General features: G+C 54.5%; 15 protein-coding genes. All 15 read right to left on the bottom strand.

Annotation, left to right across the window (positions count from 1 at the left end):
• Positions 1-180 precede the first annotated feature (180 nt).
• Positions 181-2,352 (bottom strand): polyribonucleotide nucleotidyltransferase, encoded by a 2,172-nt coding sequence (pnp, locus tag GYMC52_RS06085; RefSeq protein ID WP_013523420.1) that lies wholly within the window; start codon positions 2,350-2,352, stop codon positions 181-183.
• A gap of 140 nt (positions 2,353-2,492) precedes the next feature.
• On the bottom strand, positions 2,493-2,762 hold the full coding sequence (gene rpsO, locus GYMC52_RS06080; protein WP_011230768.1) for a 30S ribosomal protein S15: 270 nt from the start codon (positions 2,760-2,762) through the stop codon (positions 2,493-2,495).
• A gap of 87 nt (positions 2,763-2,849) precedes the next feature.
• Positions 2,850-3,830: a bifunctional riboflavin kinase/FAD synthetase gene (gene ribF, locus GYMC52_RS06075; protein ID WP_041469415.1), complete on the bottom strand. Its 981-nt coding sequence runs from the start codon at positions 3,828-3,830 to the stop codon at positions 2,850-2,852.
• Positions 3,831-3,873: 43 nt separating this feature from the next.
• Entirely contained in the window at positions 3,874-4,782 is a 909-nt protein-coding gene (gene truB, locus GYMC52_RS06070) for a tRNA pseudouridine(55) synthase TruB (RefSeq protein ID WP_013523418.1), read from the bottom strand.
• A gap of 54 nt (positions 4,783-4,836) precedes the next feature.
• On the bottom strand, positions 4,837-5,220 hold the full coding sequence (gene rbfA / locus GYMC52_RS06065) for a 30S ribosome-binding factor RbfA (RefSeq protein ID WP_013145728.1): 384 nt from the start codon (positions 5,218-5,220) through the stop codon (positions 4,837-4,839).
• 15 nt (positions 5,221-5,235) lie between these two features.
• Entirely contained in the window at positions 5,236-5,514 is a 279-nt protein-coding gene (locus GYMC52_RS06060) for a DUF503 domain-containing protein (protein WP_011230764.1), read from the bottom strand.
• Complete coding sequence (infB, locus tag GYMC52_RS06055; protein ID WP_013523417.1) at positions 5,511-7,730, bottom strand: translation initiation factor IF-2; 2,220 nt, start codon at positions 7,728-7,730, stop codon at positions 5,511-5,513. The genes GYMC52_RS06060 and infB overlap by 4 nt, the downstream gene beginning before the upstream one ends.
• Positions 7,731-7,743: 13 nt before the next feature.
• Positions 7,744-8,052: a YlxQ family RNA-binding protein gene (locus GYMC52_RS06050; RefSeq protein WP_011230762.1), complete on the bottom strand. Its 309-nt coding sequence runs from the start codon at positions 8,050-8,052 to the stop codon at positions 7,744-7,746.
• Positions 8,042-8,332: an RNase P modulator RnpM gene (rnpM, locus tag GYMC52_RS06045; protein ID WP_011230761.1), complete on the bottom strand. Its 291-nt coding sequence runs from the start codon at positions 8,330-8,332 to the stop codon at positions 8,042-8,044. The genes GYMC52_RS06050 and rnpM overlap by 11 nt, the downstream gene beginning before the upstream one ends.
• A 13-nt stretch (positions 8,333-8,345) precedes the next feature.
• Positions 8,346-9,497 (bottom strand): transcription termination factor NusA, encoded by a 1,152-nt coding sequence (gene nusA / locus GYMC52_RS06040; RefSeq protein ID WP_013145730.1) that lies wholly within the window; start codon positions 9,495-9,497, stop codon positions 8,346-8,348.
• A gap of 24 nt (positions 9,498-9,521) precedes the next feature.
• Positions 9,522-9,995 (bottom strand): ribosome maturation factor RimP, encoded by a 474-nt coding sequence (rimP, locus tag GYMC52_RS06035; RefSeq protein WP_013523416.1) that lies wholly within the window; start codon positions 9,993-9,995, stop codon positions 9,522-9,524.
• A gap of 244 nt (positions 9,996-10,239) precedes the next feature.
• On the bottom strand, positions 10,240-14,544 hold the full coding sequence (locus GYMC52_RS06030; protein WP_041469413.1) for a PolC-type DNA polymerase III: 4,305 nt from the start codon (positions 14,542-14,544) through the stop codon (positions 10,240-10,242).
• Between the two features lie 102 nt (positions 14,545-14,646).
• Entirely contained in the window at positions 14,647-16,350 is a 1,704-nt protein-coding gene (locus tag GYMC52_RS06025) for a proline--tRNA ligase (protein ID WP_013523414.1), read from the bottom strand.
• A gap of 23 nt (positions 16,351-16,373) precedes the next feature.
• On the bottom strand, positions 16,374-17,639 hold the full coding sequence (gene rseP, locus GYMC52_RS06020) for an RIP metalloprotease RseP (protein ID WP_173346434.1): 1,266 nt from the start codon (positions 17,637-17,639) through the stop codon (positions 16,374-16,376).
• A 2-nt stretch (positions 17,640-17,641) separates the two neighbouring features.
• The gene (gene dxr / locus GYMC52_RS06015) at positions 17,642-18,790 is read right to left on the bottom strand and encodes a 1-deoxy-D-xylulose-5-phosphate reductoisomerase (RefSeq protein ID WP_013523413.1); all 1,149 of its coding nucleotides are present in this window, start codon (positions 18,788-18,790) and stop codon (positions 17,642-17,644) included.
• Between the last annotated feature and the right edge of the window lie 3 nt (positions 18,791-18,793).

Raw genomic sequence — 18,793 nt, 5'->3', positions numbered from 1 at the left:
TGAAGTCCTCCTTGGTATGGTGAGTGATGTGTTTGACACCCCTGCATCATACCAAGAGGGCTTTTTTTGATCAAGTCCCCCGGAAAAGCTCCTAACGGGAATGCTCCTTTTTTACTACTACAACATATGTCTTAGGGGGACAGGATAGAACATAACAAAAGAGCCTTAAGAAACAAATTCCTAAGGCTTCATGCGATGGCGCTCCGGCCGTCTTCCTCGTTTTTCCCTAGATTCCCGCGGCAGTTCCCCTCCAATGTTGCGGGCATCGCGCAACACCGCTTTGCGCGACAGGTTGACGCGCCCTTGCTTATCGATTTCCGTTACTTTCACTAAAATTTCATCGCCAATCGAAACGACGTCTTCGACTTTGCCGACCCGCCCTTCAGCGAGCTCGGAAATATGGACAAGCCCGTCTTTGCCGTTGAACAACTCAACGAAGGCGCCGAATTTTTCAATCCGTTTCACTTTGCCTAAGTACACTTGGCCGACTTCGACTTCGCGGACGATGTCTTCGATGATTTGCTTCGCTTTTTGGTTGGCCGCTTCATCCACAGACGAGATGAAAATCGTGCCGTCTTGTTCGATGTCGATTTTGACGCCGGTTTCGTCGATGATTTTGTTGATCTGCTTGCCGCTTGGTCCGATAACCTCCCGGATTTTGTCCGGGTTGATGTGCATGATCAAAATTTTCGGTGCATATTTGGACAGCTCTTTGCGCGGTTCGCTGAGCGTTTGCATCATATGATCCAAAATCTCGAGCCGCCCTTTGCGCGCTTGCATGAGCGCCTCTTCCAAAATCTCGCGCGTCAATCCTTTGATTTTAATGTCCATTTGCAATGCCGTCACGCCTTTTCTCGTGCCGGCGACTTTAAAGTCCATATCGCCAAGATGGTCTTCGATGCCTTGAATGTCCGTCAAAATCGTGTAATGGTCGTCGTTTTTCACAAGCCCCATGGCAATGCCGGCGACCGGTGCTTTAATCGGCACCCCAGCATCCATCATCGCCAGCGTGCTGGCGCAAATGCTGGCCTGCGATGTCGAGCCGTTCGACTCAAGCACTTCTGAAACGAGGCGGATCGTATACGGGAATTCGCGCTCCGACGGCACGACCGGCTCGAGCGCCCGTTCGCCAAGCGCCCCGTGTCCGATTTCACGACGCCCCGGCCCGCGCATCGGCCCGGTTTCCCCGACGGAAAACGGCGGGAAGTTGTAATGGTGCATAAACCGCTTCGATTCTTCAAGGTCAAGCCCGTCCAAAATTTGCACGTCGCCAAGCGCCCCAAGCGTACAAACGCTCAACACTTGCGTCTGCCCGCGCGTAAACAAACCGGAGCCGTGCGTGCGCGGCAGGACGCCGACCGCCGATGAAAGCGGACGGATTTCATCGACTTTGCGCCCGTCCGGACGGATTTTCTCGACCGTGATCAAACGGCGCACTTCCTCTTTTACGAGTTTATGCAAAATTTCCTGTACTTGCTTGAGCTTCTCCTCATCCGCTTCTTCCGCCTCATATTTGGCGATGACGCCAGCTTTCACATCTTCAATGGCAGCATCGCGCGCCAGTTTCTCCGGCACTTGCACCGCTCGCTTAATGTCCGCTTCGGCAAGCTGGCGGATTTCCGCCTCCAGCGCTGGATCCGGCTCGTAAAGGACGACTTCCATTTTTTCTTTGCCGACTTGGGCGGCGATTTCCTCTTGGAAGGCGATGAGCCGCTTCACTTCCTCATGGCCGAACATGATCGCTTCAAGAATCACTTCTTCCGGCACCTCATCTGCCCCGGCTTCCACCATGTTGATCGCATCTTTTGTGCCGGCGACGACAAGATGCAGATCGCTTTTTTCCATTTGCTCGACCGTCGGATTGATGACAAACTGGCCGTCGACGCGGCCGACGATGACACCGGCGATCGGCCCTTCAAACGGAATGTCGGAAATCGTCAGCGCCACCGACGAACCGATTAAGGCCGCTACTTCCGGCGCGCAGTCTTGATCAACGCTCATGACCATCGATACGACTTGCACTTCGTTGCGGAATCCTTCGGCAAACAGCGGGCGAATCGGTCGGTCGATGAGACGGCTCACCAAAATGGCTTTCTCGCTCGGGCGACCTTCGCGCTTAATAAACCCGCCAGGAATTTTTCCAACCGCATACAACCGTTCCTCGTAGTTGACGGTGAGCGGGAAAAAGTCAACGTTTTTCGCCTCTCGCGACGCGGTGGCTGTGCTCAACACGACCGTATCGCCGTAGCGGACGAGCGCCGCGCCATTCGCCTGCTTCGCCAGCTCGCCGGTTTCGACGATGAGCGGCCGCCCGGCCACATCGATGGAAAACACGCGTTTCTCTTGTTCCATACAGACGAGTACTCCTCTCTATGTACAGATGAAATTATAGATCCGCTGATGATTAGTATAGACGAATTGGCACCATTGTTATCATCGCCGTGTCAATCACGCCTATAAACTAGCAAAAAAGCGGGAATGCTCCCGCTTTTTTATCGACGTAATCCAAGTTTCTCAATCAATTCACGGTAGCGCGCCACATCTTTCTTGCGCAAGTAGGCCAATAAGTTGCGGCGCTTCCCGACCATTTTCAGCAAGCCGCGCCGTGAATGATGGTCTTTTTTATGAATGCGCAAATGCTCGTTCAAGTTGTTGATTTGCTCCGTCAGGATCGCAACTTGCACTTCCGGAGAACCGGTGTCGTTCTCATGGATTTTAAATTGCTCGATGATTTCGCGTTTGCGCTCCTGCGTCAATGCCATCCTTGTTCACCTCCCTAGTCCTAGATCCCCAATTGCCGAGCGGGCGTCGGTGACTCGCCTAGCCAAGCAATGGTTCGCATACATTGATTAGAATACCTCTTTTTCCGGCAAAATGCAAGTCTTTTCGCTGAAACAGCGGAAATACTGCTCCGCCTCTTTCTTGTCGCGGGCGATTTGCGCCGTCAGTTCGTCGACACTGGCGAACTTCTGCTCGCTCCGCAGACGGCGGTGCCACTCAATGGTCATCGTTTGTCCATAAATATCGCCGGAAAACTCGAATAAGTGCACCTCAATATTCGGCAATCCTTCGCGCGTTTTATGGAACGTCGGTTTGTAGCCGACGTTCGCCACCCCTTCATATACTTGCCCGCCGATCACCGCCTTGACTGCATAGACGCCGACTGCCGGCAAGACATAATCGCTGTTTAAAGCGATGTTCGCCGTTGGAAAGCCGATCATCCGCCCGCGCCGTTCCCCGGCAACGACCGTTCCTTCAAGCTCATAAAAGCGGCCGAGCAGGCGGGGAAGCTGTTCGACCGCCCCGTCTTCGAGCAGTTTCCGCACCCGGGACGAGCTCACTTTTTCCCCGTCGATCGCGAGCTTCGGAATGACCGTCTGTCCAAAGCGGCCGCGCGCATGAATCGGCATCGTCTCCATCGTTCCTTTTCCGAACCGCCCATAAGTGAAATCGAAGCCGGCGACGACATGTTTCACGTGCAACCCGTCCAAATATTGGTCAACGAACGCTTCTGGCGACAGCGCAGCAAACGTCGGCGTAAATTCAACGATGTACAGCCGGTTGACGCCAAGTGATGCAATCAGCTGCTCCTTTTTGCCAAGCGGCGTGATCGAGCGCAGCTCGGACTGTTTGCCAAGCACAACGGACGGATGAGGATGAAACGTCATCACCGCGCTTTCGTACCCACGCTCGTTGGCGATCTCGACCGCGGTGCGGATCACTTTTTGATGGCCGAGGTGGATGCCGTCGAAATAGCCCAGCGCCATCACCGTCGGAGGGAGCGCCTGGCGTTCGAGACGGTGCGGATGCGAAAGAAACAGCGTTTCCATGTCCATGACCTACCTTCTTTATTTCCGCGCTGCACCCGCGGCGTTAACGAAACACTTTGAGCGGTTTCATCAAGCCGGGGCGCGCCGGATGCTTCACGTACAGGGCCAGCGCTTCCCGCTCGGGCGAAACAAGCACGACCGGCCCGTCAAGCTTCTCTAAAAAAGCGGGAAGCCGGAGCAGCGCCCCGTTTTTTACCTTCTCTGCTACTTTATCATTGATTTCATATTTCGGCAAATGAAAAAGCGCCCGCTCGATCGGGATGAGCAAGGCATCAGCCGTCCCGTCGGCCGCCCGGCGCTCAACGTCTTCAAACGTTACGCAATCTTCAAGCCGAAACGGCCCGGACGCCGTACGGATGAGGTCGGACATATGCGCCGGATAGCCGAGCCGCTCGCCGATCATCACCGCCAGCGTACGCACGTACGTGCCTTTGCTGCACGTGACGCGAAAGCGAAATGACACCGTTTCCCCAAAGAATTGTTCACGTTCATCAAGCAGTTCGAGCTCATAAATGGTCACGCGCCGCGTCGGACGTTCGACTTCGATGCCGGCGCGCGCGTATTCATACAGTTTTTTGCCGCCCACTTTCACCGCGGAGTACATCGGCGGCGTTTGCTCAATTTCTCCGGTCAAGCTGTCAAACACCGCTTCGATTTCCGCGCGCGCAATCGGCCGGTCAACCGGACGGGCGGCGATGATGTCGCCGTCCGCATCTTCGGTTGTCGTCGCGGCGCCAAGCGTCACTTTTCCTTCATACGTTTTCGTCGTCCCGGTCAAAAACTCGGCGATGCGCGTCGCCTTGCCAAGGCAAATGGGCAGCACACCGGACACGTTTGGGTCAAGCGTGCCGGTGTGTCCCGCTTTTTTTACGCCAAGCAGACGGCGCACTTTGGCCACGCAGTCGTGAGACGTCATCCCTTTCGGTTTATTCAGCAGCAATACCCCGTCCATCGATGCACCCTTTCCGTTTCCATGATCATGAATGGAAATGGATAGACGGTTCGTCTATCCATTGTTCGGCTCCCCATCCGCCTCTTTCGCCGGGTGGTCATCGCTTGAAATTTGCCGGATCAGCTGTTCGATGCGGCTGCCGTATTCAATCGTTTCATCGATTTCAAAGAAAATTTCCGGCGTCTTGCGAAGGCGGATGCGCTGCCCGATTTCCGAACGGATAAACCCTTTCGCTTTCTCGAGCGCCTTCAATGTATTTTCCCGCTGCTTGTCATCGCCGAGGACGCTGATGTACACTTTCGCCTGCTGCAAATCACCGGTGACCCGCACATCGGTCACCGTGACAAAGCCGATGCGCGGGTCTTTCAGCCTGCGGCTGATGATGTCGCTCAACTCTTTTTTCATTTGCTCGCCAACGCGAGTTGCCCGTATATTCATCACCCATCACCTCGGTTACAACCACTCGAATGATGTGGCCGCCCGCTCCAGCTCAGGGAACGAGTCGATCAAAGCAAGCGCCCGCTCGAGCTCCCGTTCGGTCGCCCGGCGGCTGGACGTAATGGCAACAAGGCCGATGGTCGCTCGTTGCCATGCATCTTGATGATCGATTTCGGCCACAGAGACGTTATATTTTTGCCGGATTCTTGTCATGACCCGCTGCAGGACGGCCCGTTTATCCTTGAGCGAGCGGGCGTTGTAGATGATGCATTCGCACGCGGCGAAGCCGATCATGCCCGGGCCACTTCCTGCATGATGTATGCTTCGATGACATCTCCTTCTTTGATATCATTGAAGTTTTTGATCGTCAGCCCGCATTCATACCCTTGCGCCACTTCGCGCACATCGTCTTTATACCGCTTGAGCGAATCGATTTCCCCTTCGTAGACGACGATGCCTTGGCGAATGAGGCGCACCTTGCTGTCGCGGGTAATTTTGCCGTCCGTGACATAGCAACCGGCGATCGTGCCGACTTTCGATACTTTGAACGTTTGCCGCACTTCCGCCTGACCGATCACTTTCTCTTCGTACTCCGGATCGAGCATCCCTTTCATCGCCGCTTCAATTTCCTCGATGACATTGTAAATGATGCGATGGAGGCGGATGTCGACTTTTTCCGATTCAGCGGCGCGCTTTGCGTTTGCATCCGGACGGACGTTAAATCCAATGACGATGGCGTTCGATGCCGTCGCCAGCGAAATATCCGATTCGGTGATGGCGCCGACAGCCGCGTGGATGATTTTCACCCGCACGCCTTCCACATCGATTTTTTGCAAGGCGGCGACAAGCGCCTCAACCGATCCTTGAACATCGGCTTTGACGATCAAATTCAGCTCTTTCATTTCGCCTTGCTTAATTTGTTCAAACAAATCATCCAAGCTGACGCGCGTTTTGACGCTTCGCTGCTCCTGCAGCTGCCGCTGCGCCCGCGCCTCCGCGATTTGCCGCGCCTTTTTCTCATCCTCAAACACCATGAAGCGGTCGCCGGCTTGCGGCACTTCATGCAGCCCAGTAATTTCGACTGGCATCGACGGAGTCGCCTCTTTGACGCGCCGGCCGCTGTCGTTCACCATCGCGCGCACGCGCCCGTATGTTGTGCCGACGACGATCGGATCGCCGACACGCAACGTTCCCGCTTGAATCAAAAGCGTTGCCACCGGGCCACGCCCTTTATCAAGCTTCGCTTCGATCACCGTACCGACCGCACGCCGGTTCGGGTTGGCTTTTAATTCTTCCATCTCACTGACAAGCAAAATCATTTCCAAAAGATGATCAAGGCCCTCTTTCGTTTTCGCCGACAACTTGCAGAAAATCGTATCGCCGCCCCATTCTTCCGGAACGAGGTTGTATTCCATCAATTCTTGCATGACGCGGTCCGGGTTCGCTTCCGGCTTATCGATTTTGTTGATGGCGACAATAATCGGCACGTTTGCCGCCTTGGCGTGGTTGATCGCTTCCACCGTCTGCGGCATCACCCCGTCATCCGCGGCAACGACAAGAATGACGATATCGGTCACTTGCGCGCCGCGCGCCCGCATCGTTGTAAACGCTTCATGCCCCGGCGTATCGAGGAACGTAATTTTTTTGTCATTGACCGTCACTTGATACGCACCGATGTGTTGCGTAATACCGCCGGCTTCTTGCTCCGTCACTTTGGAATGGCGGATCGCATCAAGCAACGTCGTTTTCCCGTGGTCGACGTGCCCCATGATCGTCACGACCGGCGGCCGTTCAACCAAATCTTCCGGCGCATCGACAATTTCGATCGCTTCAAAGTTCGTCTCATCGATCGTCACTTTTTCTTCGACTTCAACGCCGTAATCCGAGCAGATGAGCTCGATGGCGTCTTTGTCTAAATCTTGGTTGATTGTCGCCATCACGCCGAGCATAAACAGCTTCTTAATAATTTCCGACGGTTCGCGGCCAAGCTTTTTCGCCAGTTCGGCCACGGTAAGCGAGCCTTCAAACGTAATTTTTTTCGGCAGCTCTTTTTCTTTTTTCGCCGGCTGCGGCGCTTGTTTTGCGGCTGGTGCTGCCTGCTTTTTCCCTTTCGCCGGCCCTTTTCCTTTCTTTTTCGCCGCTTGGAGCAGTTTCTTTTCTTGCTGTTGCGCCTCGGTTTTTTTCGTTTCCTTCCCTTTTGGCGCTCCCTTTTTCTTCGCCGGTTTCATTTTCGCCGCTTCTTTGCTGTCGTCAAAAATTTCCTCATCAGCAAAATCGGCCGCTTTCGCCGGCGTCGGCCGTTTCGGCTTCTCCGTTTTCTTTTCCGCTTTTTTCTCTTCTTTTTTCCCGGTGTTCGGGCGATATTGATGGTCGAGTTTTTCGACGACATCAGCCTCCAGCATCGCCATATGGTTGTTCACTTCAATGTTCATTTCTTTCAATTTATGAATGACGTCCTTGCTTGGAACGTTCTGTTTTTTCGCGTATTCATACACACGCATTTTCGACATACATTCACCCCCATTAAGATCGGTCGAGCATCGTTTGCAATTGGCGCGCAAACCCTTCGTCGATGACAGCGACAACGACGCGGGCGTCCTTGCCGATCGCGCCGCCAAGCACATACCGGTCCGGCACTTTGCAAAGCGGGACGCCATAAAACGTGCATTTGTCCGTCACTTTTTTTTCGGTGTTGACCGATGCGTCTTGCGAAAGCAAGACGAGCCGCGCCCGGCCCCGCTGCACTTCTTTGACGACAAGCTCCTCGCCGGAGACGACTTTGCCCGCCCGCTGCGCCAATCCAAGCAGCGATGCCCAACGGTTATGCTTCATGTCCGGCCTGTTTCTCCTTTTCCGCCAAGGCGAGCAATTCGTCATAAATCGCATCATCGATGTCTGCTTTTAAATGGCGGGCCAAAATGTTTTTCTTTTTCGCCTGCAAAATGCATTCCGGATCAAGGGTAATATACGCGCCGCGCCCCGCCTTTTTGCCGGTTGGGTCGATCGACACTTCCCCCTCTTTCGAGCGGACGATGCGCACCATCTCCCGTTTCGGCTTCATCTCTCCAGTGACGACGCATTTGCGCAACGGAATTTTCTTTTGCGCTGCCATTTTTCATCCCCCCTCACTCGATTTCCGCCGATTGATCAAACGATGGGCCGTTTTCTTCGCTATTTTCATTATCGGCCGCCGCATCGCTGAAATCAAGCGAAGTGGATGGCGCATGCGGATCAATGCCCATCTCCCGCGCTTCCGATTCGCTTTTAATATCAATTTTCCAGCCGGTCAATTTCGCCGCCAGCCGCGCGTTTTGCCCGCGTTTGCCGATGGCGAGCGACAGCTGATAGTCCGGAACGATGACCGTCGTCGCCTTTTGCTCCTCGTTGACAATGACGCGCAACACTTTCGCCGGGCTTAACGCGTTGGCGACAAACTCCACCGGATCGGCCGACCAGCGGACGATATCGATTTTTTCTCCGTTCAGCTCATCAACAATGGCCTGCACGCGTTGCCCTCTCGGTCCGACGCATGCGCCGACCGGATCGACTTCCGGGTTGTCGGAGTGGACGGAAATTTTCGAACGGTCGCCGGCTTCGCGGGCGATCGATTTAATCTCGACCGTTCCGTCGTAAATTTCCGGCACTTCGAGCTCAAACAGCCGTTTCAACAGTCCCGGGTGGGTGCGGGAGACGAAAATTTGCGGCCCTTTTGTCGTTTTTTCCACTTTCGTAATGTATACTTTCAACCGGTCGTGCGGCTTATATGTTTCATTCGGCATTTGTTCGTTTGCCGGCAGGAGCGCCTCCGCCTTGCCGAGGCTGACGTAGACAAAGCGCGGGTCGACGCGCTGAACGATGCCGGTCATAATGTCCTCTTCACGGTCGACAAATTCGGCGTAGATGATGCTCCGCTCTGCCTCGCGCACGCGCTGGGTGACGACTTGCTTCGCCGTCTGTGCGGCGATGCGCCCGAAATCGCGCGGCGTCACTTCGAGCTCGACGACGTCGCCGATTTGATAATTCGGATTGATCCGCTGCGCGTCCTCAAGCGAAATTTCAAGGCGCGGATCGGCCACCTCTTCGACGACATCTTTGCGCGTGAACACGCGGATCGTGCCGGTGTCCATATTGAGATCGACGCGCACGTTTTGCGCCTGGCCGAAATTGCGTTTATACGCCGAAACGATCGCCGCTTCGATCGCTTCCATCACGACTTCTTTGCTGATGCCTTTTTCCCGCATCAGATCGGCTAACGCCTCAAGCAATTGCGTGTTCATGCAACAAAAATCCCCCTTTTGCGATTAGAAGAAAATGACGGCTAATCGGGCGCTTGCCACTTTTTCATACGGAATGGCGACCGTTTTTTGCCGTCCGCGGTCTTTGACCAACAGCGTCACGGTCGTTCCGTCAAAAGCGGTTAGTTCGCCTTCAAACTGCTTTTCTCCTTCAATGGGCTCATACGTTTTGATATATACATTTTTCCCAATGGCCTTGGCAAAATCTTTTGCCTTTTTCAGCGGCCGCTCCGCTCCGGGCGATGATACTTCCAAAAAATAGTTATACGGAATCGGATCAACTTCATCCAGCTTTTCGCTCAATTTTTCGCTGACAGCACCGCATTGTTCAATATCGACGCCATCGTCAGAGTCAATGAAGACGCGCAAAAACCAATTTTTCCCTTCCTTCACATATTCAATATCGACGAGTTCAAGCCCCATTTCGTCTAAGATCGGTGTGACGAGTTGTTCGACCGTTTCTGTCACCTTTTTGCTCATTGTGTTCCTCCTTACCGAGCAAACGTGCATGCGTGGCATAATGAGAAAATCCCCTGCACAAGGCGGGGAATGAACGAGAGATGGGTGCCCATTCAAGACGAAAGAGTGGGTTTCCCCACTCTCTGCTTGCCATTATCTTTGCCAATTCCACTAAAACTATAACACATTGGGAAATATATTGCAACGGGAAACTGCCGCTCGGGCGAAAGAGCGCTGTCCGCTTCCTTCAGCGGCGGCGTTTCCACTAAAACAGCGACAGCTGGTTATGGTCTGGAAGCGAGTCAAGGCAGCCGCGGCTTTCTAGATACTCGAGCAGCGTTTTCGACAATTTGCCGCGCTGTTGCAAATCCTCCTTCGACAAAAACTCGCCTTCCTCGCGGGCGCGCACGATCGCCTGCGCCACGTTCGTCCCAAGCCCCGGAATGGCGTTGAACGGCGGAATGAGAGAATTGCCGTCAATGACGAATTCCGTCGCCTGCGAGCGGTACAAATCGATATTTTTAAAGGAAAAGCCGCGCTCGCACATCTCTAAGGCCACCTCAAGAACCGTGAGCAAGCTTTTTTCTTTCGCCGTCGCCTGAATGCCTTTGGCGTTGATTTCCTCAATCCGCTTGCGAATGGCGGCTGATCCTTTGATCATGGCGTCAAGGTCAAAGTCCTCCGCCCGCACCGTAAAGTACGACGCGTAATACAAAAGCGGATGGTGCACCTTAAAGTAGGCGATGCGCACCGCCATTAACACGTAGGCGGCGGCGTGCGCTTTCGGGAACATGTACTTGATTTTTTTGCATGAATCGATGTACCACTCCGGCACGTCATGTTTGCGCATTTCTGCTTCAAACTCCGGCGTTAAGCCTTTTCCTTTGCGCACGGATTCCATGATTTTAAAAGCGAGCGACGGCTCGAGCCCGCGGTAAATCAAATAGACCATAATGTCGTCGCGGCAGCCGATGACTTCCGATAACGTACACGTGCCGTTTTGAATGAGCTCTTGCGCGTTGCCGAGCCACACATCGGTGCCGTGCGACAAGCCGGAAATTTGCACGAGTTCGGAAAACGTTTTTGGCCTTGTCTCTTCCAACATTTGCCGAACGAAGCGCGTGCCAAACTCCGGAATGCCGATCGTGCCGACATTGCACATGATTTGCTCCGGCGTAACGCCAAGCGGCTCGGTGCTGCTGAAAATGCCCATCACATCCGGGTCGTCGGTCGGGATCGTTTTCGGATCGATGCCGCTTAAATCTTGCAGCATGCGAATGACCGTCGGATCGTCGTGCCCGAGAATATCGAGCTTCAACAAATTGTCGTGGATCGAATGGAAGTCGAAATGGGTCGTCCGCCATTCAGAGGACGTGTCATCGGCCGGATATTGAATCGGCGTAAAATCGTAAATTTCCATATAATCCGGGACGACGATGATGCCGCCCGGATGCTGCCCGGTCGTCCGCTTCACCCCGGTGCAGCCAGCCGCGAGCCGGTCGATTTCCGCGCCGCGCAGCTCTAAGTTATGGTCGCTCGCATACGCTTTGACAAATCCGTACGCCGTTTTGTCAGCGACCGTGCCAATCGTCCCGGCGCGGTAGACGTTGTCTTCGCCAAACAGCACTTTCGTATAGTTGTGGGCGCGCGGCTGGTATTCGCCGGAAAAGTTCAAGTCGATATCCGGCACTTTGTCGCCTTTAAAGCCGAGAAACGTCTCAAACGGGATGTCGTGCCCGTCTTTCTTGTATTTCGTCCCACATCGCGGGCAGTTTTTATCCGGCAAATCAAACCCTGAGCCGACTGAACCGTCGTTAAAGAACTCCGAATGCTTGCAGTTCGGGCAAACGTAATGCGGCGGCAGCGGATTGACCTCGGTGATTTCCGTCATCGTCGCGACAAACGACGAGCCGACCGATCCGCGCGACCCGACAAGGTAGCCGTCATCGAGCGATTTTTTCACAAGCTTGTGCGAGATCAAATAAATGACCGCAAAGCCATGGCCGATGATGCTTTTTAGCTCCTTCTCAAGCCGCTCTTCAACAAGTTTCGGCAACGGGTCGCCGTAAATTTCCTTCGCCCGCCGGTAGCTCATTTCCCTGATTTCCTCGTCCGCCCCTTCGATGCGCGGCGTATACAGCTCATCTTTGATCGGCTTGACATCGCCGATTAACGAAGCGATTTTTTGCGTGTTGTCAACGACGATTTCCTTCGCTTTTTCCGGCCCTAAAAACGAGAAGCAGTCAAGCATTTCATTCGTCGTACGGAAATATACATCCGGCAGTTCATGGCGGTTGAGCGGATTCGCCCCGCCTTGCGAATGGATTAAGATTTTCCGGTAAATTTTATCTTCTGGGTTCAAGTAATGGACGTTGCCAGTGGCGACAACCGGGATGTCAAGCTTCTCACCAAGGGCGACGATGCTGCGGATGATGTTTTTGATCATCTCTTCGTCTTTCACATAATCCATCTCGATGAGCGGCTTGTACACGTCCGGCGGATGCACTTCAAGAAAATCGTAAAAACGGGCGATGTCTTCGACTTCTTCCGGCGCCTTTTGGATCAAGTTGTCAAACAGCTCTCCTTTGTCGCAGCCCGAGCCGACAAGCAGGCCGTCGCGGTGCTTGACGAGCACGGAGCGCGGGATGCGCGGCACACGGTGAAAATATTGAATGTGCGACAATGACACAAGCTTGAACAAATTTTTCAATCCAGTCTCGTTTTGCGCCAACAGCGTCACATGGAACGGGCGCGCAAGCCGATAGGACGCTTCGCTGTGCGTGCGGCTGTTTAATTCGTCATGAAACAGTATGCCGCGCTCTTCCGCTTCCTTCAACAGCCGCATAAGCAAATGCCCGGTCGCCTCCGCGTCGTAGATGGCGCGGTGATGCTGCGTCAATTCAATGTCAAATTTTTTGCACAATGTATTGAGCCGATGGTTTTTCAAATCCGGGTATAAAAAACGGGCCAGCTCGAGCGTATCGATGACTGGATTCGCGATTTTGCCGCGCCCCATGCGAGCGAGGCCCGCGTTTAAAAAACCGATGTCAAAGCTGGCGTTGTGGGCAACAAGCGTCGCATCGCCGGCCCAGTCAACAAAACGGGCTAGCACCTCGTCCGGCTTCGGGGCGTCTTTCACCATCTCATCGGTGATCCCAGTCAGCTCCATCGTTGTCACCGACAACGGATGTCCAGGGTTGGCAAACGACATGAATCGGTCGATGATCTCGCCGTCTTTCACTTTCACCGCCGCCAGCTCAATGATCGTATTGTACACAGCCGACAGGCCCGTCGTTTCGACGTCGAACACGACGTACGTTTCCTCCGAAAGACGGCGGTGCGTTTCATTGTAGGCGATCGGCACGCCATCGTCGACGATGTTCGCTTCAAGGCCGTAAATGACCTTCATGCCGTGTTTTTTCGCCGCGCTGTAGGCCTCCGGAAACGACTGAACAACGGCATGGTCGGTGACGGCGATCGCCGGATGCCCCCATTTTTTCGCTTGCTCAATGAGTTTTGTCACCGAGGTGACCGCGTCCATTTGGCTCATCGGGGTATGCAAATGGAGCTCGACCCTCTTTTCCCCTTCCGGCGCCGTATCTTGCCGTTCGTTTGCGGCGATTTCGTTCAAATCGTTGGCGATGATGACCAAATCACGGACGAACGTATCGTTTTGCACGCTGCCGCGCACTTTCACCCACATGCCTTTTTTGACGCCGCTCATGAGCTCGGCGTCCTCTTTGTCGCGCGAGAACATTTTGACTAAAATCGAGTTCGTGTAATCTGTGATTTTCATGGTCAACAGCGTGCGGCCGCTTTTTAATTCGCTCACTTCGGCGTCAAATACATAGCCTTGCACAACGACGCGCCGCTCTTCTTCGACGATCGTTTCAAGCCGCCGCACCGGCTCCTCGTCGCGGATCGGATAGCCGATGACAAGCGGACCGGACAGCGGCGCAGACGCGGCCTTTTCTTCTCCCCTCGCTAAATCGGTCAGTACAGCAAGCGCTCGCTCTTCGTCCTCTTGCTGTTTTTGCGCCAAAAACTGTTCCATTTCTTGCTTGGACGGCTCGACGCTGACGTCAAGCTGAAGGGGGGGAAACCCAAACGAAGCGTACACATCAGCGATTTTTTTGGCGAACCGCCGTTTGATCGCCAGCGCTTCCGCTTCATGGCGGGCAACGACAAGCAGCTTGTTTCCTTTCAGCTCAGGCGTCTGCCGGTTGAGCCAATCGACAAGCGGCGACATGCCTTCTTGCAGCTCGGCAAGGCAAAGCGGCCAATACGCCTGCACATCCGCCTCAGTTACGCGCGGCGCTTCGACCTCCATCGTATGGCGGACGGCGGCGATATGGCGGAACGCCGTCTGCAGCCGATCGGCAAACGTTTTGTATACATGAACCGGCAGCACGTTGTCGAACTGAAAATAAAAATGCCAGCTTTTCTCCTCTTTATCGATCACGACTTTGCGAATGGCTGCCTCACGAAAATGCGGCATCCATTCGTCCGACGTCATCTTCAGCTGCTCAAGCAGGATGAGAAACCGCTCTTTTTGCTCTTTTGTCACCATGACGTCCGTTTGTTCCCCTCTCAACATCATTCTCTTTCTATATCATACCATAACAAAAGCGCCGGCGAAAAAGACAGAATTCTTTTTCGCCAGCGCCGGCACTCATGATTGAAGGAGACGGCGCGCAGTGTCGACAAGCTCGCTGACCGGCACATCGAACGTCTCGCCTGTTTTCCGCACTTTTACTTCCACAACGCCTTCGCCCGCTCGCTTGCCGACGGTGACGCGGAGCGGAATGCCGATCAAATCGCTGTCGGCAAACTTCACTCCGGCCCGTTCGGGGCGGTCGTCATACAACACTTCAAACCCAGCCTGTCCGAGCTTTTCATACCACTCTTCCGCCAACGCGCGCTGTTCATCGCTTTTTGCGTTCGCTGTAAGCAAATGGATGTGAAACGGTGCGACCGAAGCCGGCCACACAAGCCCGTGTTCGTCAGCAAACTGTTCGGCGATTGCGGCCACCAATCTTGATACGCCGATGCCGTAGCAACCCATGATCATCGTCTGCGTTTGGCCGTTTTCATCCAAATAGACGGCGTTCATCGCTTCGCTGTATTTTGTCCCCAGCTTAAACACATGCCCGACTTCAATGCCGCGGGCAAAGCGGATCGTCCCTTTGCCATCTGGAGACGGGTCGCCTTCTTTTACGAAGCGCAAATCGGCGTATTGACTGACGGCAAAATCGCGGCCCGGGTTGACTCCGATGTAATGGTATCCTTCCTCGTTCGCGCCGCAAACGCCATTGACGATGGCGGCGACAGCATGGTCCGCGATCACCGTGACGTCTTCGCTGACGCCGATCGGGCCGAGCGAACCGATTGGAGCGTTCATCACCCGCTCCGTTTCTTCCGGCGTCGCCAATTCGACGACCGTCGCGTCGAGCACGTTTTTCACCTTCACCTCGTTCGCTTCATGATCGCCGCGGACGAGAACGAGCACATAGCGGCCGTCCACATTGAACAAAAGCGATTTGATGCAGCGCTCCGGCGATATTTGTAAGTGCGAAGCGACTTCAGCGATCGTTTTTTGCCCCGGCGTCGCCACTTTTTTCAATTCGGCTGGCGGCTCATCGCTTTTTTCGTACGTCGCCACGACCGGCGCCATCTCGATGTTGGCGGCATAGTCAGACGCATCGGAGTAGGCGATCGTATCTTCGCCGATGTCAGATAACACCATAAACTCATGCGTATCTTTGCCGCCAATCGCCCCCGAGTCGGCGATGACGGCGCGGAAGTTCAATCCGCAGCGGCGGAAAATGTTCGCATACGCCTCATACATGTTGTTGTACGTTTCATCCAAGCTTTCTTTCGACGTATGGAACGAGTAGGCGTCTTTCATCATGAACTCGCGGCCGCGCAACAGCCCAAAACGCGGACGCTTTTCATCGCGGAATTTCGTTTGGATTTGATACAAGACAAGCGGCAGCCGCTTGTACGTTTTCACCTCGTCACGGACGATCGCCGTGATCATTTCCTCATGCGTCGGCCCGAGGGCGAAATCGCGCTCGTGCCGGTCTTTTAAGCGCATCAGCTCCGGCCCGTACGAGTACCAGCGGCCGGACTGCTGCCAAAGCTCAGCTGGCTGCAAGGCCGGCATGAAGAGCTCCATCGCTCCAATCCGGTTCATTTCCTCGCGAATGATGGCTTCCACTTTTTGCAAAACACGCTGCCCAAGCGGCAAAAACGTATAGACGCCGCTTGCGCTTTGACGAATGAAGCCGGCCCGCAGCAGGAGCTGATGGCTTTTCACTTCCGCATCCGCCGGCACTTCACGCAACGTCGGAATAAATGCTTGACTTTGTCTCATCCATTAGCCACCTCGTTTTCTCTCTATAGGAAAAATTTTTGAATGTCATTCCATGTCACCACAAGCATAAGCAACATAAGCAAGGCAAAGCCGATAAAATGAACCATTCCTTCTTTTTGCCGGTCGACCGGCTTGCCGCGCACCGCTTCAATGGCGAAAAAGAGGAGCCGCCCGCCGTCTAGCGCCGGCAATGGCAACAGGTTGACAATCCCCAGGTTGATGCTTAAAATCGCGCCCCATTTCATCAAGTAGTAGATCCCAGACTCAGCCACTTTGCCGGTCGATACGGCGATGCCGACCGGTCCGGACAGCATGTCAAGCTGAAACTGGCCGGTGATCAATTGGCCGAGCCCCGTTACAATTTCCCGCGTCCAGTAATACGTCTCAACCAGCCCTTGCTTGATCGAGCCCAACACCGATTTTTCCATCGGCTGATAGACGCCGATCAAGCCGATCGTCTCCCCTTGCACCGTTTTCGCCTCCGGAGTGACCGTCACACTCCGTTCTTTCCCATTCCGCTCAATTTGAAACTGAAGCGGTTCTCCCGGATGGGCGCGAATCGTGTTGACGATTTCCGTCCATGTTTCCATCCGTTCGCCGTTAATGGCGATCACTTCATCCCCTTGCTTCAAGCCGGCGGCGCGCGCCGCTCCTTCCGGCGTCAGCTCGCCGATCACCGGCTTGTCGACCGGATAGCCTTGCAAAAGACCGATGATGATAAAGACAACGAGCGACAAGAGAAAGTTGGCGAGCGGTCCGGCCAAAATCGTCATCGTTCGCTGCCCGAGCGTTTTTGCCGCAAATTGGCGATGGTACGGAGCAATTTGAATCTCTTGGCGGTCGACGACGAAAAACGCCGGCTCCTTGACCGTAAACCGCTCGAACCGCTCGCCGTCCGTATAGCCGGTCACATACATGCCATGCTCTAAATCGGCCTCTTCCACTTCCACTACGCGGATATTCGGATAATCGTCCTTATGGTTGAGGACGATTTTTTCCACTTGGCCGCTCTCATCAAGCAAAAGACCGACGACTTGCCCACGCTTCAATTCAATCGTCTCCGGGTCTTCACCGGCCATGCGGACGAAGCCGCCAAGCGGGAGCAGGCGGATCGTGTACACCGTTTCGTTTTTCTTGAACGAAAACACTTTCGGCCCGAAGCCGATGGCAAATTCGCGGCACAAAATGCCGGCCCGTTTTGCTAGCAGCAAGTGGCCGAGCTCGTGAAAAAAGACAAGAGCACCAAAGACGACGATAAATGAAATGATCGATTCCAACGTTTCAACCACCTTTATGATAGTAGTGAGCGGACGTAGGCGCGCGCGTCCGCATCGATTTCACGAATGTCCTCAAGCTGCGGATCGCTCACTGGCCGATGGCGCTCGAGCGCGCGTTCAATCCACTCCTCGATGGCCAAAAACGGAATGCGCCCGGCTAAAAACGCCGCCACCGCCTCCTCATTGGCCGCATTCAACACCGTCGGCAGCGAGCCGCCGCGCTTGCCAGCCTCATAGGCGAGACGCAAACAGCGATAGCGGTCGAAATCAACCGGGGCGAAATGGAGCGCCCCAAGCGAGATGAAATCAAGCGGCTTGGCGGATGGGAGCGGCAACCGCTTTGGATACGCAAGCGCATATTGGATCGGAACGCGCATATCCGGCGTTCCAAGCTGCGCCAATACACTTGTGTCACGGAACTGAACGAGCGAATGGATGATGCTTTCTCGATGCAAAACAACCTCAATCCGCTCATACGGCAGCCCGAACAGCCAATGAGCCTCAATGACCTCAAATCCTTTATTCATCATGGTCGCCGAATCAATCGTAATTTTTGCCCCCATCGACCAGTTCGGATGGCGAAGCGCCTCCTCAACCGTCACATGAGCGAGCTCTCGGCGCGTCTTGTCGCGGAAGCTGCCGCCGGATGCGGTCAGAATGAGTTTGTCAACTTGTTCCATCCTTTCCCCTTGCAGACATTGAAAAATGGCGGAATGTTCACTGTCAACCGGCAACAGCGGCACACCGCGCCGCTTGGCTGCAGCCATGACGAGATGTCCGGCGACAACGAGCGTCTCTTTGTTGGCGAGGGCGATCGCTTTTCCCGCTTCAATCGCCTTCAGCGTCGGCACAAGGCCGACGCTGCCGACGACAGCGGTGACGACAACATCGGCTTGTGGGCAAACGGCTGCTTCAATCAATCCTTCCTCTCCGTACACGATCGTCGTCCGCCCGCGGTACTCGCGATAAAGAACTTCATACGCATCACGGTCAGCGACGGCGACAAGACTTGGGGAAAATTCAGCGATCAGCCGCCTCGCCGCCTCGATATTTTTCCCGACTGATGCGGCGGCCAAGCGGAATTCGTCCGGATGGGCGCGGATGACATCGAGCGTCTGTGTGCCGATCGATCCGCTCGCCCCTAATATACTAATATATTTCAATCG

Source organism: Geobacillus sp. Y412MC52, from assembly GCF_000174795.2.
Taxonomy (GTDB): domain Bacteria; phylum Bacillota; class Bacilli; order Bacillales; family Anoxybacillaceae; genus Geobacillus; species Geobacillus thermoleovorans.
This window is presented reverse-complemented; position numbering and strand designations above follow the sequence as displayed.